Origin of the sequence: Rhizobium rosettiformans (assembly GCF_016806065.1) — a bacterium.
Classification (GTDB): Bacteria; Pseudomonadota; Alphaproteobacteria; order Rhizobiales; family Rhizobiaceae; genus Allorhizobium.
The window spans coordinates 1,888,699-1,904,332 of the sequence record NZ_CP032405.1 but is presented as its reverse complement, the minus strand read 5'-3'; the positions used below and the strand labels follow the sequence as shown (position 1 = coordinate 1,904,332).

The window sequence follows — 15,634 nt, the reverse complement described above, 5'->3', positions numbered from 1 at the left end:
TATGCGACGGATCAGCACCTTCATCGCCGGGGCAGTCGGCCTCCTCCTGTGGGCCTATCTCGTGATGGCAGCCGGAGCGACGCTCCGCGAAGATCCCGTCGACTATAATCTCGAGGACCTAGACGTACCCGATCCGTCGGAGCTCGACCTACCCGATGTCGGCTCCTTGCAGGACGACACGGTCGAAGAACCGGCAGTGATCGAAGCAAGGCGGCAGGTGCGCAGCATCGAGCCGGATGCTTTCGGATCTCCGGCCTTTGCCGACGCGCAAGACCTCGAACGGGTGGCGGCGCGGGCACCTTTGTCCACCGCCGTCGAGCGCACGAAACCGAAAGTGGTTCTCCTGCATCGGCCGTCGAGCCTCGCCGCTGGGGTCGTCGCCTTCGGACCGGATCAACACGTTCGCCTGGCCGATCTGATCGAGACGCCTGTGGACCTCAGCTGTACTACAGCGGAGGGCGACGTCTGGCCCTGTGGCGCCATGGCGCGCACGCAGCAGCGTCAGTTCCTGCGCAACCGGTCGCTCACCTGCGAAACCGGCGCCACCGCATGGCAAGGCGAGATCCGCACACGATGCTGGGTCGGCGTTCAGGATGTGTCCTCCTGGCTTGCAAAATACGGATGGGCAGAGGCGGAGCCGGGCTCCGCACTCGCCGCACTGACCGAGGAAGCCCGTGCCGCAAGACGCGGGCTTTTTGGTGAGCCCGTACAACGCGCCGGCACGCTCCCTTGAAACGCCCAGCCGTCCCTCCTACTCTTTGCCCACTGCAACTGGAAACCATCTTACATGAACAAGCCCGTATCCCCGGAAGAAGCCCTGATCTTCGTCATGGTCATGGCGTCCGCCGTCGACAATGCCATGGCCGAAAAGGAACTCGTGCGGATTGGCCAGCTGATCGACATTCTTCCGGTCTTTGAGAATTTCGACAAGGAGCACCTGATCGAGGTGTCGCAGCGCTGTGCAACCCTGCTTTCCGGGCCTGAGGGTCTGGACATCGCGCTCGAAACCATTCGCGACGCCCTGCCGGAATGGCTGCATGAGACCGCCTATGCGCTGGCTGTTGAAATCGTCGCGGTCGATCTGACCATTCGCGCGGAGGAAATGCGCCTGCTGCAGTTGCTCCGCGATCGCCTTGCGCTCGACAAGCTCACCTGCGCCGCCCTGGAGCGCAGCGCCTCTGCCCGCTATCGCCGGGTCTGACCGGCTCAGAAAAGCCCAACCGGGAAATAGCGCAGATAGATTTCTTCCAGCCGCCCGTCCTTTGACAGCGCCGCAAGCGCGCTTTCAAGCGCGGCGGCAAGGGCTCCATCCTGCCCGCCGACCATGATGGTCATGCCTTCGCCGAGATGGCGCTCGGATAGATAGGGCCCATCGAGAAAGCTGCAGCAGCCGACAGCTTCAGGGCTCATCATCCAGAAGGACAGTTGTAGGGCATCCGCGAAGACCGCTTCGACCTCCTTCTCCTTCAGTCCAGTCATGAGGGCGCCCTGATCCTCGAAGGTCGTCGGCGTGATGCCGGGAAAGAAAGCCTTCAACATGGCTTCATGCGCGGTATCCCTGACGACACCAACCTTCCGACCGGAGAGCGCCTCGACATCCTGACGAGCAAGGGCAATGTCGTTTCGCATCAGGAAACGTGCGGGCAACAAGAGATAGGGTCGCGTGAAATTGAACTTTCCGCGCAGGTCTTCCGTGACCGCGACGCCCGCCATCACCGCTTCCCCCTGCCCACTTTCAAGCGCCGACGTCAGCTGCTCATAAGGCAGGGCCTGGATCTGGCAACGTGCCTGAAGGCCCAACTCATCGCACAGCGCGCGGGCAAGATCGACATGGAAGCCAGTTAGCCGACCGCTCTGATCGGTGAAGTTGAAGGGCGGAAAATCCGTGGTGGTCAGAAAACGCAACCGAAGAACGCTGCTGACATCCGGCCGAACCAGCCGCTCGCGGGCATCAAAAAGGACCGGAAGGTCGATCCCCTGCGCCCGCGCAGGTGGCGCGGACATGAGCGAAACGAGAAGAATCGCGGCGATCCAGGGCCACAACCCCGCAAAATCTAGGGATGTAACTTTTGCGCGCATCTCTATCATCTTCAACCGGGGTCAAGGGTGGGGCGTCGTTCAGACCGGACGACGTGTAGCAGCTTGGTGTGGACGAGGGAATACGGCCCGCGGATGGTTGCCGCGCGCCTTGGGTCATTGCGGGGGCAAGACCAGCGGAGCGCGGTAGGCGCGGCCGACGTGGGAAGTTTGGCCTGGCTGAAAAGCGAAGCGCGCTTGCTCCATATACTCGGCATTTCCAAGCCGCTGATTGCCCGCATGGCAAAACGCGCAGCCGCCAACGGGACCTCCGTCGAGGCCGAACTGCTCGCCAGTGGCGTCATCGAGGAAGAGGCCTATTTTGCGGGTCTGGCGCGGATGTACGGCTTGCCGTTCCTGCCGGAGATCGACCCTTCGCTGCTTGTGGATCATGCGTATAGCGACACCCAGCTCGCCGAGCCGCGCATGCTGCGGCTCCACTACAGCGACCGGCCGCCGGTCGTGGCGATTGCTCCGCACATCCTCAACATGGAGGGTCTCGCAAAACGCTTCGGTCGGAACGGACCGGGCGCGGGCACCCTCATCGTCACGACACCGAGCGCCATCCGGCATGCCAGCTGGAAGGTCGGGGAGAGCAGACGCGTGGGCCAGGCCGTGCGCGGTCTGTTCGACACGCTGCAGCCGCTTTCGGCGCGGCTCGTGGTGACCGGGGACCAAGGCTTCATCGCCGGCGCCGGGCTCTGTCTGATCTGTCTCTTTGCGATCATGGCGCCGATGCTCGCCGCCGTCATCAGCCACCTTGCGCTCTCCCTCTTTCATACGGCAGCTCTCATGCTGCGCATGGCCGTCGTCTCGCATGGGCGACGCCACCGGGTCTTAGAAGCAAAGCTCGAATATGGCAGCGATGTTCTGCCGGTTTACACGGTCATGGTGGCGCTTTACCGGGAGGCCGATGTGGTTCCGCAACTGCTCGCCGCCCTCGATGGGCTCGACTGGCCGCGTAGCCTCCTGGATGTGAAGCTAGTTTGCGAGGCCGATGATCACGCGACGATCGAGGCGATCCGCCAGTTGAATCCCGGTCCGCATGTCGAGGTGGTGGCCGTGCCGGCCATGGCGCCGCGCACCAAGCCCAAGGCCCTCACCTATGCACTGGCTGGCGCACGCGGCGAGTTCCTCACCATCTACGATGCCGAGGATCGGCCACATCCGCAGCAGTTGAAGGAAGCCTATCACGCCTTCCGGCTCGGTCCGGCCGATCTCGCCTGCCTGCAGGCGCCGCTGGTGATCGGCAATGCTGGCGAAAGTTGGATCAGCGCCATTTTCGCGCTCGAATATTCGGCGCTGTTCCGCAGACTGCTGCCGGCCCTCGGCTATTATCGTATGCCGCTGCCGCTTGGTGGCACCTCCAACCATTTCAAAACCGCCCTCCTCAGAGACAGCGGCGGCTGGGATCCCTACAACGTCACCGAGGATGCCGATCTCGGCATGCGCCTCTACAGAATGGGGTATCGCTCCTCGACCCTCACGCTGCCAACTCATGAGGATGCGCCGACAGAGTTCCGGATCTGGCTCGCGCAACGGACCCGCTGGTACAAGGGATGGCTGCAAACCTGGCTGGTGCTGATGCGCAAGCCCCTGCAAACTGCGCGCGACATGGGATTTTTATCCTTCCTCGCCTTTCAGCTGCTGGTCGGCGGCATGCTGATTGCAGCGCTCAGCCACCCCGGCCTAATCGTCTTCCTCACATTTCTGGTGATCTCGCTGATGCAGGCCCCGGCTGCGCAGCCGAGCCTCTTCACGACGATCATGCTCGCCATGGACATCTTCAACATCCTCGGGAGCTACGCGATCTTTTTCGTGCTTGGCGCAACGCCGATGAGCAAGGGCGAAAAGGAGGGCGTCGGCTGGAAATGGGCGATGATCCCGGTTTACTGGATGGCCGTGTCGCTTGCGGCATGGAAGGCCGTGATCGAACTGAGGCTGAAGCCGTTCCACTGGAACAAGACACCGCATCGGCCAAGCGAAGCGGTTTTGCAGGCGTCCGAGTGATTGCTCCAAACCCGGTCGCACATTAGTGTCGAAGCAACGCATCCAACCGGGAGACGAGGATCATGGTGGCACTGCTCGGCATTTCGGGAAGCCTGCGCAAGGGCTCGCTCAACACGGCTCTGATGCAAGCCGCCGCAGCCTTGCCGGCAGACGGTTACCGGATGGATACAGCCGGCATTCACGGCATACCGCTTTATGACGGCGATCTCGAGGAAGCCGAGGGCATCCCAGCAGCTGTGGCGGCTCTGAAAGAGAAGATCATTTCCGCCGATGGCGTCATCCTGTTCACGCCCGAATACAACAACGGCATCCCCGGCGCGTTCAAGAACGCAATCGACTGGCTGTCGCGTCCGTCGTCTGACATGGCTCGAGTCTTCGGTGGAAAGGCCTTTGCGCTCGTCGGCGCGTCGCCTGGAAATTTCGGGACGCTGCTCAGCCAGAACGGCTGGCTCTCGGTGCTGCACACGCTCGGTTGCCGGACGTTTTCAGAGAAGCGGCTGATGGTGTCGCGGGCGCATACGCTGTTCGATGCCGAGGGCAAGCTGACGGACGAAGCGACGGCAAAGCGGCTCGGCGACCTGCTAGCAGCGTTTGCGAAGTTTGCGGGGAAATAGCGAGAAGAGTCTGGAGCGGGTGAAGGGAATCGAACCCTCGTATTCAGCTTGGGAAGCTGCTGCTCTACCATTGAGCTACACCCGCGACGGGGAGAGGAATCCAACAGTTCGCTGCCAGTGTCAAGCGCTGGCAGCGACGCCTGCCTCAGGGCAAACGGAAGTGTTTCGACAGCTTCAAGCCCTGCGCCTGATAGTTGGAGCCGAGCCCCGTGCCGTAGAGGCCCTCCGGGCTCTCCTGCATGTGCTCATAGACCAGACGGCCGATGACCTGGCCGTGTTCCAGAATGAAAGGCACTTCGTGACTGCGGACTTCCAGAACCGCGCGACTGCCTGAGCCACCGGCCGGCGCATGGCCAAAGCCCGGATCGAAGAAGCCGGCATAGTGCACGCGGAATTCGCCGACGAGGGGGTCATAGGGCGTCATCTCGGCGGCATAGAGCGGCGGGACATGGACGGCCTCGTTCGAGACCAGGATGTAGAACTCGTCCGGATCGAGGATCAGCTCGCCGCGGCCGCGGCTGTAGATCGGGTCCCAGAAATCGAGCACATCATGGGCAGCCTTCCGATCGACGTCGATGACCGAGGTGTGGTGCTTGCCGCGATAGCCAATCAGACCGTCCGGGCCGGAGCCAGTCAGGTCGATCGACAGCGCAATCCCGCCACCGGAGACATTCGGCGTGTCGCTGGCAACCAGCGTCTCGGCCTTGTGCAGGTCGAAGAGTTCGGCCTCGCCGAGCAGCGCCTGTCCGGTGCGGAAGCGGATCTGCGACAGGCGCGATCCACGACGCACGATGATTGGGAAGGTGCGCGGCGAGATTTCGAGGTAGAGCTGGCCCTTGTAGCCGGCCGGCACCTTGTCGAATTCCTGGGCGTAATCCACCATTACGCGGGTGAAGATGTCTAGGCGGCCGGTCGAGCTCTTCGGATTGGCAGACGCCGAGATCTCCGCGGGCAGATCGAGGCTCTCCATCAGGGGCACGATGTAGACGCAGCCGGTTTCGAGCACCGCTCCGTTTTCGAGATCGATCTCGTGCAGGGTGAGCCGCTCCAGCTTTTCGGCAACGGTGTGGCCGCGCCCCGGCATGAAGCTGGCTCGCACACGGATCGCCTTGCCGCCCAAGCGCAGGTCGAGGCTCGCCGGCTGGATCTGGTCCTTGTCGAGCATGACCTCGCTCTTCAGCTGGCCGCCACCGAACAAGGCGCCGATCGCGCGATCGGACAAAATCCCGGGTTTCAAGGTCATGATCTCAATCCTGTTTGGGCCCGACAAAACCAAAGCCCACCAATTGACGCAAGGCCCACGAAGGCGTAAGGCAGCCTTATCCCGTGGTGATTTGGCCGGTCGGCTTGCAGCCACGTTAAACAAGTGGCTAAATAGACCGGGTTTACGAAACCGGTCCGTTCACGCGACCGGTTTTTTTGTGTTCGAAAGGCACGTGCATGAGCAAGAACTGGCGCCCGGCCACCACCCTCGTCCATGGCGGCACGCTGCGCTCTCCTTATGGCGAGACGTCTGAAGCGATCTTCCTCACCCAGGGCTTCGTCTATGAAAGCTCGGAAGCGGCAGAAGCCCGCTTCAAGGGCGAGAACGACGGCTATATCTACGCCCGCTATGGCAGCCCGACCAATGACATGTTCGAAAAGCGCATGTGCATGATGGAAGGCGCCGAGGATGCGCGTGCGATGGCGTCGGGCATGGCGGCCGTTGCTGCTGCCGTGCTCTGCCAGGTCAAGGCCGGCGACCATATCGTGGCCGCACGCGCCCTGTTCGGCTCCTGCCGCTATGTCGTCGAGACGCTGGCGCCCCGCTACGGCGTGGAATGCACGCTGGTCGATGGTCGTGACCTTGCCAACTGGGAAGCGGCGATCCGGCCGAACACCAAGGTGCTGTTCCTGGAAAGCCCGACCAATCCGACGCTCGAAGTGATCGACGTCGCAGGCGTCGCCAAGCTCGCCGATCAGATCGGCGCGAAGCTGATCGTCGACAACGTCTTTGCGACCCCCCTCTTCCAGAAGCCGCTCGAACTCGGCGCGCATGTCGTCGTCTATTCGGCGACCAAGCATATCGACGGTCAGGGCCGCTGCCTCGGTGGCGTCGTCTTGTCGTCGAAGGAATGGATCAACGAGAACCTGCACGACTATTTCCGCCATACCGGCCCTGCCATGTCGCCGTTCAATGCCTGGACGCTCTTAAAGGGCATGGAAACGCTGCCGTTGCGGGTGAAGCAGCAGACGACGAGTGCGGCAGCGATTGCCGATTTCCTGGCGGACCAGAGTGCCGTTGCCAAGGTCATCTATCCAGGCCGCAAGGACCATCCGCAGGCCGACATCATCGCCAAGCAGATGACGGGCGGTTCGACGCTGGTCTGCTTCGAGCTGAAGGGTGGCAAAGAAGCGGCATTCAAGCTGCAGAACGCCATGGAGATCGTCAAGATCTCCAACAATCTCGGCGATGCAAAGAGCCTGATCACCCATCCGGCAACCACGACCCACAAAAACCTGACCGACGAAGCACGCGCCGAACTCGGCATCTCCGGGGGCACGGTTCGCTTCTCCTGCGGGATCGAGGATACCCAGGACCTGCTGGACGACTTCGCACGGGCGCTCAAGGCCATCTGAGCGCCAGACACGCGCTCAGCAACGCAAATATTTCAGCCGCGACAGGCGTTGCGGCTGGAGCATTGCCCTTGACGTAAGGAGTTGCGTCGTTATCCCTTCAAAAGGCACGGTGTTTGTGTGTCGCCCTTGCTGCCGCCACAATGAGCGCCATCTCTATCACTGTTGATGACAAGCTTTTCAGGGTCCAGGCATGTATCGCGCGCTGACACGGGACATAGAGGTTCTGGTCGAACCTTACTATCTCGAGGAACAGTCGGACCCCGATGACAGTCGCTATGTCTGGGGTTACCGGATCGTGATATCCAATCACTCGGGCAAACCTGTGCGGTTGACCCATCGCTACTGGCACATCACCGACCAGAACGGTCAGGTGGATGAGGTGAGCGGCCCGGGCGTAGTGGGCGAGCAGCCGCGCCTCGATCCCGGCGACACTTACGAATATTCTTCCGGCTGCCCGCTCGATACGCCCTCGGGCATGATGTATGGCACCTACCGGATGGAAACCGACGACGGAGAGACCTTCGACGTCGAAATACCTGCCTTTTCCCTCGACAGCCCAGGCATGGTCCGCACCCTCAATTGACGATTGCCAGTTGAGTTGACCGGCCCCAGCCGCTATCTGATGGCATCGATCGCGACGCCATCCAGAGGGCTAAACCGGCATGAGCATTACCCATCTCGTCACCCATAGTGGTGGCTTCCATGCCGACGAACTCTTGTCGAGCGTGATCCTGACACGGCTCTATCCCGATGCGACGATCGTGCGCAGTCGCGCGCCGGACTGGATCACTCCGGCATCCGACCGGATCATCTATGATGTCGGCGGCGCCTATGATGCCGAAGCGCAGATCTTCGACCATCATCAGCGCGGCGCACCGCTTCGCGACGATGGACAGCCCTACAGCTCCTTCGGGCTCATCTGGAGGCATTACGGGCGCGCCTATCTTGCAGCCATGGGTCTCCCTAGCGCTCATGTCGAGGCGGTCCACCAGAGCTTCGATGCGAAGTTCGTTCTGCCCATCGACCTGATGGACAATGGCGCGCTCAGCCCGGCAACGGCCGGGCCACTGGCCGATCTCACCCTGCCGAGCCTGCTCGAAACGCTGAAGCCTGTTTTCGACAACAAGGAGCCCGGAGCCGACGATCGCGGCTTCCAGTCCGCCTTTTCGATTGCACGGATGATCGTTGAAGCTGCCATCGGCCAGCGGGCGGCGAAGCTGCGCGCCGAGACGATGGTGCTGGAAGCGATCGCAGCAACAGGGGACGCTCGCGTCCTCGAATTGCCGATGGGCATGCCGTTCCGCCCGGCCATCGTCAAGGCAGGCGCCGACCAACTGCTCTTCGTCGTTCATCCACGCGACAAGGACTGGTGCATCACCGGAATCCGCAAGGCGGAAGGCAGTTTCGAGCAGCGCGCGGACCTACCCGCTGCCTGGGCGGGTTTGAGCAATGGCGATCTGGAGGCTGCTTGCGGTGTAAAGGGCGCCACCTTCTGTCACAACGGCCGCTTCATCGCGGCGGCAAATTCGCGTGACGCGATCCTCGCCATGGCGGAAATCGCAGTCAAGGAGGCGATCGGCGGTCACCCGGCATCATCGGATCCGTAAATCCTCCGGGCGCTTGCTACATTCAATTACAGAAAAGGCCGGATCGCTCCGGCCTTAACCATTTTCAGCATTCCGATCGATCAAGCCGGCGTGAGTTCGCTCGGCTCGAAATCATAATTGGTCGAGCAGAATTCGCAGGTCACGGTGATCGTACCGTCTTCGGTGCTCGCCTCGATCTCTTCGGCAGAAAAGCCCTGGAGAACTCCCTTCAGGCGCTCGCGTGAGCAACTGCAGCGGTCGTAAACCGCCTGTGGTTCGTAAGCCCGCACACCCCGCTCGTGGAAGAGGCGGAACAGCAGCCGCTCGATACCTACCTGCGGATCGGTCAGTTCGTCGGCATCGATCGTCTCGACCAGAACGCGAGCCTCATCCCAGGCATCGTCGCCGTGCAGATCGGCATCGCGGTCGTCGCCGTCGCCGCCATGCAGATCCGGCTGGCGCATCCGCTCCGGCGCATCCGGCAGGAACTGCGCGATGAGACCACCTGCCCGCCATGTGCGACGTGGCTTGCCGTCGGCATCCCGATCGAAGAGTTCGGCCGCCCCCAGGCGAACGCGCGTCGGGATCTGTTCCGACTGGCGGAAATAGACACCGGCAATGTCCTCCAGCGACGTTCCGTCGAGCGGCACAATACCCTGATAGGGCTGCATGAAGGATCCCTGATCGATGGTGAAGGCAAGCACGCCCTCGCCGAGAAGCTCCTCGGGCGAGGCGCGGCCGGCCGCAACGGCATCGGCCACCGCCTGCTCGTCGAAGCGGGCATAGGCGCGCACGTTTTCAGGCGAGCTGAAATCGGCAACCAGCAGGTCGACCGGGCCATTGCCCTTGGTCTGGACCGTGAACTTGCCCTCGAACTTCAGCGATGTGCCGATCAGCACGGTCAGGACGATGGCTTCGGCGAGAAGCCGCGCGACCGGCGCCGGATAGTCGTGGCGGTCGAGAATGGAATTGATCAACGGTCCGAGCTGGACGGCACGGCCGCGCACATCGAGGCCCTCCACCTGGAAGGGAACCACGCGATCGTCACCGGCGAAACCGAATTCGCCGAGTTCTGCTTGTCTCATCGACATGAATGTACTCCCGGCGCTTGAAGCGCCAAACGCTGGGCCCGAGCGGCCCGATCAGAAACGGCACAGATGGGATCACCCATGCCAAAGGTCAAGTCGGGCGCCAAAGCCCCTGCCCGGCCTCAGATCGCGCCGAGGCACCAGGCGAGGATCGACTTCTGCGCATGCAGGCGGTTTTCGGCCTCGTCGAAGACCACCGACTGCGCGCCGTCGATCACCTCGTCGGTGACTTCTTCGCCGCGATGGGCCGGCAGGCAGTGCAGGAAGAGGGCCTCCTCCTTCGCTTTCTTCATCAGTTCCGCATTCACCTGGAAAGGCTGGAAGACGTTATGGCCACGTGCCTTGTGCTCCTGGTTCATCGACACCCAGGTATCCGTGATCACGGCGTCAACGCCGGCGACCGCACGATCGGCATCATGGCAAAGCATGATCTCGCCGCCATTGTTCCGGGCCCAGTTCAGGATCTTGTCATCGGGCTCAGAGCCCAGCGGCACGGCCATGTTCATCCGGTAGCCGAAACGGGCTGCCCCTTCGACCAGCGAATGCAGGACATTGTTGCCGTCGCCGGTCCAGGCGAGCGTCTTGCCCGTCACGGGGCCACGATGCTCCTCGATGGTCATGATGTCTGCCATGATCTGGCAGGGATGGGTGAGATCCGTCAGGGCGTTGATAACAGGAACCGTCGCATGCTCGGCCATCTCCAGGAGACGGGCATGGTCGGTCGTGCGGATCATGATAGCGTCGACATAACGCGACAGAACCTTGGCGGTGTCGCCAATGGTCTCAGCGCGACCGAGCTGCATTTCCGTGCCCGACAGGAACAAGGTCTCGCCACCGAGCTGGCGCATGCCGACATCGAAGGAAACGCGCGTCCGGGTAGACGGCTTCTCAAAAATCATCGCCAGCATCTTTCCGGCCAGCGGCTTGTCGGCGGTGCCGGCTTTGGTCGCCTGCTTGCGGGTCTTCGCGTCTTCGAGAATGCTGCGAAGATCCTCTGCCGTGGTCGCGGAGAGATCGAGAAAGTGCTTCGGAGATGCCATGAATGAGGTCCTGTCTTAGGCTGTCGCTGCCACTGCCGTCTTGGCGCGAATGCGCTCTGCGGCGTGTTCGATGCGGGCGAGACCGTCGCGAGCTTCTTCGGCGGTTACCGTCAACGGCGGCAGGAGACGAATGACATTGTCGCCGGCGGGAACGCCGAGCAGGTGCTCGTCGCGCATTGCCATCAGAAGCTCGGTGTTCGGCACCTTGGCCTTGATGCCGAGCATCAGGCCTTCGCCGCGCACTTCCTCGATCACATCTGGGTAACGATCCTTCAGCGAGGCAAGGCCCTGGCGGAAGACGAGGGCTGTATCGCGAACATTGTCGAGGAAACCCTCGCCGAGCACGACATCGAGAACGGCATTTCCGACGGCCATGGCGAGCGGATTGCCGCCATAGGTCGAGCCATGCGTACCTGGCTTCATGCCATAGGCAGCTTCTTCGGTCGCCAGGCAGGCGCCGAGCGGGAAACCGCCGCCAATACCCTTGGCAACCGCCATGAGGTCGGGCGTGATGCCAGCCCATTCATGGGCAAAGAGCTTTCCAGTCCGACCGACGCCGCACTGGACTTCGTCGAGGATCAACAGCAAGCCGTGTTCGTCGCAGAGATCACGCAAGGCGCGCAGCATCTCCACCGGGATCGGACGAATACCGCCCTCGCCCTGCACCGGCTCGACCAGGATCCCAGCCGTTGCGTCGGTGATTGCCGCCTTGACGGCTTCGATGTCGCCAAACGGCACCTGATCGAAACCCGGGGCCTTGGGACCGAAGCCTTCCAGATACTTCTCCTGGCCGCCGGCAGCGATTGTCGCGATGGTGCGGCCGTGGAAGGCGCCTTCCATCGTGATGATGTGGAATTTCTCCGGATGCCCCTTGGCAAAGTGATAGCGACGCGCCGTCTTGATCGCACATTCGAGGGCTTCAGCGCCCGAATTGGTGAAGAAGACACGGTCGGCGAAGGTGACATCGGTCAGACGCTTGGCCAGCACTTCCTGCCCCGGCACCTCATAGAGGTTGGAGAGGTGCCAGACCTTGTCGGCCTGATCCTTCAACGCGCCAACGACATGGGGATGGCCATGGCCGACCGAGGTGACGGCGACACCGGCTGCGAAATCGAGATAGCGTTCACCACTTTCGGTCACGAGCCAGACGCCCTCGCCTCGCTCGAAACGCAGCGGCGCCCGATTGTAGGTCTGGTAGAGCGGCGTAGCTTCGGCCATGGCTGTCACGATCCTTCTCGACAATCCGTCACACGAGACGGAGCGGCCTCTCGAGGCCTCAGAAAATTAAAAATGCCGCCTCGCGGCGGCGCGGGCACTATCGGCATTTCACCCTGCAATGTCAACGAATTCCACAGGAATCGCAGGAGTAGACGCGGATTTGGTCGCCTCGCCCCAGACGCGTGCGCGACAAGATTCCACCTGTTGCATACTTGACTCACTCGGGAAGCAAGTTGGGGAAAACCGGAAAATCGATTCCAGATGATTCCCCCGACTCTTGTCACGGAGTCAGCGTGCCACTAGGTTAAATTTCATTAATAGATTGCATGCGGCGGAAGTGCTCACCGACAGTAACGAGGCGGTTATGTTTCGAATTCGTTCGAAGCAGGGGTGACGGATTCTGCCATGACAGACGCGAGCGGCGGAGAGAAGTGGCATGACGACTGCGCAATGGAGTGACGACAGGGTCGAAAGACTGAAGCGACTGTGGGCCGAAGGCCTCAGCGCAAGCCAGATTGCGGCACAGCTCGGCGGCGTGAGCCGAAATGCCGTTATCGGCAAGGTACACCGACTGAACCTTCCGGGTCGGGCCAAGGCAGGCGGCAGCTCGACTGCGGCACGCCCGGCGAAACGTCCGGCGCAGACGCAGCGTCCGGCGACCTTCCAGAACCGGCCTGCGGCGACGGCGACCACGCGAACCGTGACCCGTGCAGCTGGCGCGACAATGCTGAAGGAAGAGATCGAGGTCGAGGCTTACGAGGAAGCCGAAGTTCGCCGTCCGCTGAACGTGGTCGTGCCGATCTCGCGACGTCTCGCCCTCACCGAGCTGACCGAGCGCACCTGCAAGTGGCCAATCGGCGATCCGATGAAGGACGATTTCCACTTCTGCGGCTGCGAAATCGCCGATAGCGCACCTTACTGTACCTATCACGCGAAGCTCGCCTATCAGCCTGTCAGCGAACGCCGCAAGGCCGCTCGCTGATATCAAGCGAAGCTTGGAGTTTTAGACGGGTCCTTCGGGGCCCGTTTTTCGTTACCGCCTGTCGCCCATGGAAAAGGGCCGCAACGGACAATCCGCGCGGCCCTTGATGCATGATGGGTTCGGCCGGTCAGGCTTCCATCGAATAGCCGGCACCGCGAACGGTGCGGATGACATCCTGCATGTTGGAGAAGTTGAGCGCCTTGCGCAGGCGACCGACATGCACGTCGACCGTACGTTCGTCGACATAGATGTCGTGGCCCCAGACACCGTCGAGAAGCTGCGAGCGAGAGAAGACCCGGCCAGGCGACGCCATCAGGAACTCCAGAAGGCGGAACTCGGTCGGCCCGAGACGAACCTCGCGGCTCTTGCGATGCACCCGATGCGTCTCGCGATCAAGCTCGATGTCGCCGCAGCGCAGGACGCTGGACAGGACTTCGGGCTTGGCACGCCGCAACATGGCCTTAACGCGAGCCATCAGTTCCGGGGTAGAGAAGGGCTTGACGACATAGTCGTCGGCACCTGTCGCCAGACCACGCACGCGCTCGCTTTCCTCGCCGCGCGCCGTCAGCATGATGATCGGCAGACGCTCGGTCTCGGGTCGCACGCGCAAACGGCGGCACAGTTCGATGCCGGAGACGCCCGGAAGCATCCAGTCCAGGATCAGGAGATCGGGCACGCGCTCCTGAAGCCGGATCTCGGCTTCGTCGCCCCGCAGGATCGTTTCGACCTCATAACCCTCGGCTTCGAGATTGTAACGCAGGAGGACCGAAAGGGCCTCCTCGTCTTCGACTACGGCAATCTTCGGCTGCATTGATCATCAACCTCGCTGGCCATCGTCACTCGGTGATCGCGCCGACGGAAGAGGTCAGGTCTTCCTTCGGGCGCTCGCCTTCCGGCTGGGCGCCGGTGGCCATGTAGTAGATGGTCTCGGCGATGTTGGTCGCGTGATCGCCGATGCGCTCGATGTTCTTGGCGCAGAACAAGAGATGGGTGCAGCTCGTGATGTTGCGCGGGTCTTCCATCATATAGGTCAGGAGTTCGCGGAAGAGCGAGGTGTAGATCGCATCGATCTCCTCGTCGCGGTCACGGATGGACTTAGCCTTTTCAGCCGAACGGGTCGTGTAGACGTCGAGCACTTCCTTGAGCTGGGCAAGAGCCAGGTCCGAAAGGTGCTCCAGGCCACGAGCGAGCTTGCGCGGAACGCCGGTTGCCTGAACGGCGACGACACGCTTGGAGTTGCTCTTACCGAGGTCACCGACGCGCTCGAGATCGGCCGCGATACGCAGCGCACCGATGATTTCGCGAAGATCCGAGGCGACCGGCTGGCGCTTTGCGATGGTGATGACTGCCTTGTCGCCGATCTCGCGCTCCATGGCATCCATGAGCACGTCGTCGGAGATCACCTTCTGAGCGAGGGCAGCGTCGGAATTGACCAGCGCGCGCACGCTTTCGGCGACCATCTGTTCCGCCAGACCGCCCATTTCGGAAATACGGCGCATCAGGAACTTCAGTTCCTCGTCGAAGGCCGAGTAGATGTGTGTGGAGCCCATTTGAAACGTCCTTGAAATTGAGTTCAACCGAGGATGGTGCCCGGGCTCAGCCGAAGCGGCCCATGATGTAGTCCTGGGTGCGCTGGTCATCCGGATTGGTGAACATCTTGTCGGTGTCGTTCTCCTCGACCAGATTGCCGAGGTGGAACATGGCGGTGCGCTGGGAAACGCGGGCCGCCTGCTGCATCGAGTGCGTCACGATGACGATGGTGAAATTCTCGCGCAGTTCATGGATCAGTTCTTCCACCTTGGCGGTGGCGATCGGGTCGAGCGCCGAGCAGGGCTCGTCCATCAGGATGACTTCCGGGCTGACGGCGACGGCACGCGCGATGCACAGACGCTGCTGCTGACCACCGGAAAGACCTGTACCGGCGGCATCAAGACGGTCCTTGACCTCGTTCCAGAGGCCGGCCTTCTGCAGCGCGGTCGCAACGATCTCGTCCAACTCCGCCTTGTTACGGGCGAGACCATGGATGCGAGGACCGTAAGCCACGTTTTCGTAGATCGACTTCGGGAAGGGGTTCGGCTTCTGGAAGACCATGCCCACCTTGGCGCGGAGCTGCACCGGGTCAACCTTGGTGTCGTAGATGTTTTCGGCATCGATCAGGATGCTTCCCTCGACACGGCAGCTCGCGATCGTATCGTTCATACGGTTGATGCAGCGCAGGAAGGTCGATTTGCCGCAACCCGACGGACCGATAAAAGCCGTCACGGAACGGGGGCGGATGTCGATGTCGACATCCTTGAGGGCGTGCTTGTCACCGTAGAAGACCTGCACGTTGCGGGCGGTGATCTTGGCTTCAGTCATTGTCGGAGCTTTCGTCGTGGTCATCTTGGTCGCGAGATTGTTC

16 protein-coding genes, 1 tRNA gene and 1 riboswitch are annotated in these 15,634 nt (G+C 62.0%); of the genes, 8 read left to right on the top strand and 9 right to left on the bottom strand.

The window, feature by feature from the left end; translation table 11 throughout:
• Nucleotide 1: 1 nt before the first annotated feature.
• Complete coding sequence (locus D4A92_RS09125; protein ID WP_203019419.1) at nt 2-733, top strand: thermonuclease family protein; 732 nt, start codon at nt 2-4, stop codon at nt 731-733.
• Between the two features lie 54 nt (nt 734-787).
• On the top strand, nt 788-1,201 hold the full coding sequence (locus tag D4A92_RS09120; protein WP_203019418.1) for a tellurite resistance TerB family protein: 414 nt from the start codon (nt 788-790) through the stop codon (nt 1,199-1,201).
• A gap of 5 nt (nt 1,202-1,206) precedes the next feature.
• On the opposite strand, the gene D4A92_RS09115 is transcribed toward D4A92_RS09120, so the two are convergent.
• Nucleotides 1,207-2,079, bottom strand: a complete 873-nt coding sequence (locus D4A92_RS09115) for a transporter substrate-binding domain-containing protein (RefSeq protein WP_203019417.1) — start codon at nt 2,077-2,079, stop codon at nt 1,207-1,209.
• A gap of 195 nt (nt 2,080-2,274) precedes the next feature.
• On the opposite strand from D4A92_RS09115, the gene D4A92_RS09110 reads away from it, so the two are divergent.
• Nucleotides 2,275-4,086: a glycosyltransferase family 2 protein gene (locus D4A92_RS09110; RefSeq protein WP_246754051.1), complete on the top strand. Its 1,812-nt coding sequence runs from the start codon at nt 2,275-2,277 to the stop codon at nt 4,084-4,086.
• 62 nt (nt 4,087-4,148) lie between these two features.
• A complete protein-coding gene (locus D4A92_RS09105; RefSeq protein ID WP_203019415.1) occupies nt 4,149-4,700 on the top strand; it encodes an NADPH-dependent FMN reductase in 552 nt (183 codons plus the stop codon).
• Nucleotides 4,701-4,711: 11 nt separating this feature from the next.
• Here D4A92_RS09105 and D4A92_RS09100 read toward each other — a convergent pair.
• Both D4A92_RS09100 and D4A92_RS09095 read right to left on the bottom strand, forming a co-directional pair.
• A tRNA-Gly gene (locus D4A92_RS09100) sits at nt 4,712-4,785 on the bottom strand.
• Between the two features lie 60 nt (nt 4,786-4,845).
• Nucleotides 4,846-5,943 (bottom strand): 2'-deoxycytidine 5'-triphosphate deaminase, encoded by a 1,098-nt coding sequence (locus tag D4A92_RS09095; RefSeq protein WP_203019414.1) that lies wholly within the window; start codon nt 5,941-5,943, stop codon nt 4,846-4,848.
• A 73-nt stretch (nt 5,944-6,016) separates the two neighbouring features.
• A riboswitch (SAM riboswitch) is annotated at nt 6,017-6,095 on the top strand.
• 45 nt (nt 6,096-6,140) lie between these two features.
• On the opposite strand from D4A92_RS09095, the gene D4A92_RS09090 reads away from it, so the two are divergent.
• The 3 genes from D4A92_RS09090 to D4A92_RS09080 all read left to right on the top strand — a co-directional run bounded on the left by D4A92_RS09090 (nt 6,141) and on the right by D4A92_RS09080 (nt 8,926).
• Nucleotides 6,141-7,319 carry an O-succinylhomoserine sulfhydrylase gene (locus D4A92_RS09090; protein WP_203019413.1) on the top strand — a complete coding sequence of 393 codons (1,179 nt, stop codon included), beginning with the start codon at nt 6,141-6,143 and terminating at the stop codon, nt 7,317-7,319.
• Nucleotides 7,320-7,509: 190 nt separating this feature from the next.
• Nucleotides 7,510-7,902: a Co2+/Mg2+ efflux protein ApaG gene (gene apaG, locus D4A92_RS09085; protein WP_006727954.1), complete on the top strand. Its 393-nt coding sequence runs from the start codon at nt 7,510-7,512 to the stop codon at nt 7,900-7,902.
• Between the two features lie 79 nt (nt 7,903-7,981).
• Nucleotides 7,982-8,926, top strand: a complete 945-nt coding sequence (locus tag D4A92_RS09080; RefSeq protein WP_203019412.1) for an MYG1 family protein — start codon at nt 7,982-7,984, stop codon at nt 8,924-8,926.
• Between the two features lie 80 nt (nt 8,927-9,006).
• Here D4A92_RS09080 and D4A92_RS09075 read toward each other — a convergent pair whose 3' ends face one another.
• From D4A92_RS09075 to D4A92_RS09065, 3 genes are all read right to left on the bottom strand, one after another.
• A complete protein-coding gene (locus D4A92_RS09075) occupies nt 9,007-9,996 on the bottom strand; it encodes an Hsp33 family molecular chaperone (RefSeq protein ID WP_203019410.1) in 990 nt (329 codons plus the stop codon).
• Between the two features lie 119 nt (nt 9,997-10,115).
• Nucleotides 10,116-11,033 (bottom strand): ornithine carbamoyltransferase, encoded by a 918-nt coding sequence (argF, locus tag D4A92_RS09070; RefSeq protein ID WP_203019408.1) that lies wholly within the window; start codon nt 11,031-11,033, stop codon nt 10,116-10,118.
• Between the two features lie 15 nt (nt 11,034-11,048).
• Entirely contained in the window at nt 11,049-12,251 is a 1,203-nt protein-coding gene (locus D4A92_RS09065; protein WP_203019406.1) for an aspartate aminotransferase family protein, read from the bottom strand.
• A gap of 436 nt (nt 12,252-12,687) precedes the next feature.
• Between D4A92_RS09065 and D4A92_RS09060 the strand changes: the two genes are divergently transcribed.
• Nucleotides 12,688-13,233: a GcrA family cell cycle regulator gene (locus D4A92_RS09060; protein WP_203019404.1), complete on the top strand. Its 546-nt coding sequence runs from the start codon at nt 12,688-12,690 to the stop codon at nt 13,231-13,233.
• A 127-nt stretch (nt 13,234-13,360) separates the two neighbouring features.
• Here D4A92_RS09060 and phoB read toward each other — a convergent pair whose 3' ends face one another.
• Genes phoB through pstB form a run of 3 tightly spaced genes read right to left on the bottom strand, consistent with a single transcriptional unit; the run spans nt 13,361 to nt 15,615 of the window.
• The gene (gene phoB / locus D4A92_RS09055) at nt 13,361-14,044 is read right to left on the bottom strand and encodes a phosphate regulon transcriptional regulator PhoB (protein WP_006727960.1); all 684 of its coding nucleotides are present in this window, start codon (nt 14,042-14,044) and stop codon (nt 13,361-13,363) included.
• A 25-nt stretch (nt 14,045-14,069) separates the two neighbouring features.
• Nucleotides 14,070-14,783, bottom strand: coding sequence for a phosphate signaling complex protein PhoU (gene phoU / locus D4A92_RS09050; RefSeq protein ID WP_203019402.1), 714 nt, complete (start codon nt 14,781-14,783; stop codon nt 14,070-14,072).
• A 46-nt stretch (nt 14,784-14,829) separates the two neighbouring features.
• The gene (pstB, locus tag D4A92_RS09045) at nt 14,830-15,615 is read right to left on the bottom strand and encodes a phosphate ABC transporter ATP-binding protein PstB (protein ID WP_246754100.1); all 786 of its coding nucleotides are present in this window, start codon (nt 15,613-15,615) and stop codon (nt 14,830-14,832) included.
• Between the last annotated feature and the right edge of the window lie 19 nt (nt 15,616-15,634).

Bases quoted from the DNA above. Each gene is read 5' to 3' on its own strand.
- apaG (WP_006727954.1), top strand. From the start codon at position 7,510: ATGTATCGCGCGCTGACACGGGACATAGAGGTTCTGGTCGAACCTTAC.
- D4A92_RS09080 (WP_203019412.1), top strand. From the start codon at position 7,982: ATGAGCATTACCCATCTCGTCACCCATAGTGGTGGCTTCCATGCCGAC.
- D4A92_RS09120 (WP_203019418.1), top strand. From the start codon at position 788: ATGAACAAGCCCGTATCCCCGGAAGAAGCCCTGATCTTCGTCATGGTC.
- D4A92_RS09115 (WP_203019417.1), bottom strand. From the start codon at position 2,079: ATGCGCGCAAAAGTTACATCCCTAGATTTTGCGGGGTTGTGGCCCTGG.
- pstB (WP_246754100.1), bottom strand. From the start codon at position 15,615: ATGACCACGACGAAAGCTCCGACAATGACTGAAGCCAAGATCACCGCC.
- D4A92_RS09065 (WP_203019406.1), bottom strand. From the start codon at position 12,251: ATGGCCGAAGCTACGCCGCTCTACCAGACCTACAATCGGGCGCCGCTG.
- D4A92_RS09095 (WP_203019414.1), bottom strand. From the start codon at position 5,943: ATGACCTTGAAACCCGGGATTTTGTCCGATCGCGCGATCGGCGCCTTG.
- D4A92_RS09125 (WP_203019419.1), top strand. From the start codon at position 2: ATGCGACGGATCAGCACCTTCATCGCCGGGGCAGTCGGCCTCCTCCTG.
- argF (WP_203019408.1), bottom strand. From the start codon at position 11,033: ATGGCATCTCCGAAGCACTTTCTCGATCTCTCCGCGACCACGGCAGAG.
- D4A92_RS09060 (WP_203019404.1), top strand. From the start codon at position 12,688: ATGACGACTGCGCAATGGAGTGACGACAGGGTCGAAAGACTGAAGCGA.
- D4A92_RS09105 (WP_203019415.1), top strand. From the start codon at position 4,149: ATGGTGGCACTGCTCGGCATTTCGGGAAGCCTGCGCAAGGGCTCGCTC.
- phoU (WP_203019402.1), bottom strand. From the start codon at position 14,783: ATGGGCTCCACACACATCTACTCGGCCTTCGACGAGGAACTGAAGTTC.
- D4A92_RS09090 (WP_203019413.1), top strand. From the start codon at position 6,141: ATGAGCAAGAACTGGCGCCCGGCCACCACCCTCGTCCATGGCGGCACG.
- phoB (WP_006727960.1), bottom strand. From the start codon at position 14,044: ATGCAGCCGAAGATTGCCGTAGTCGAAGACGAGGAGGCCCTTTCGGTC.
- D4A92_RS09075 (WP_203019410.1), bottom strand. From the start codon at position 9,996: ATGTCGATGAGACAAGCAGAACTCGGCGAATTCGGTTTCGCCGGTGAC.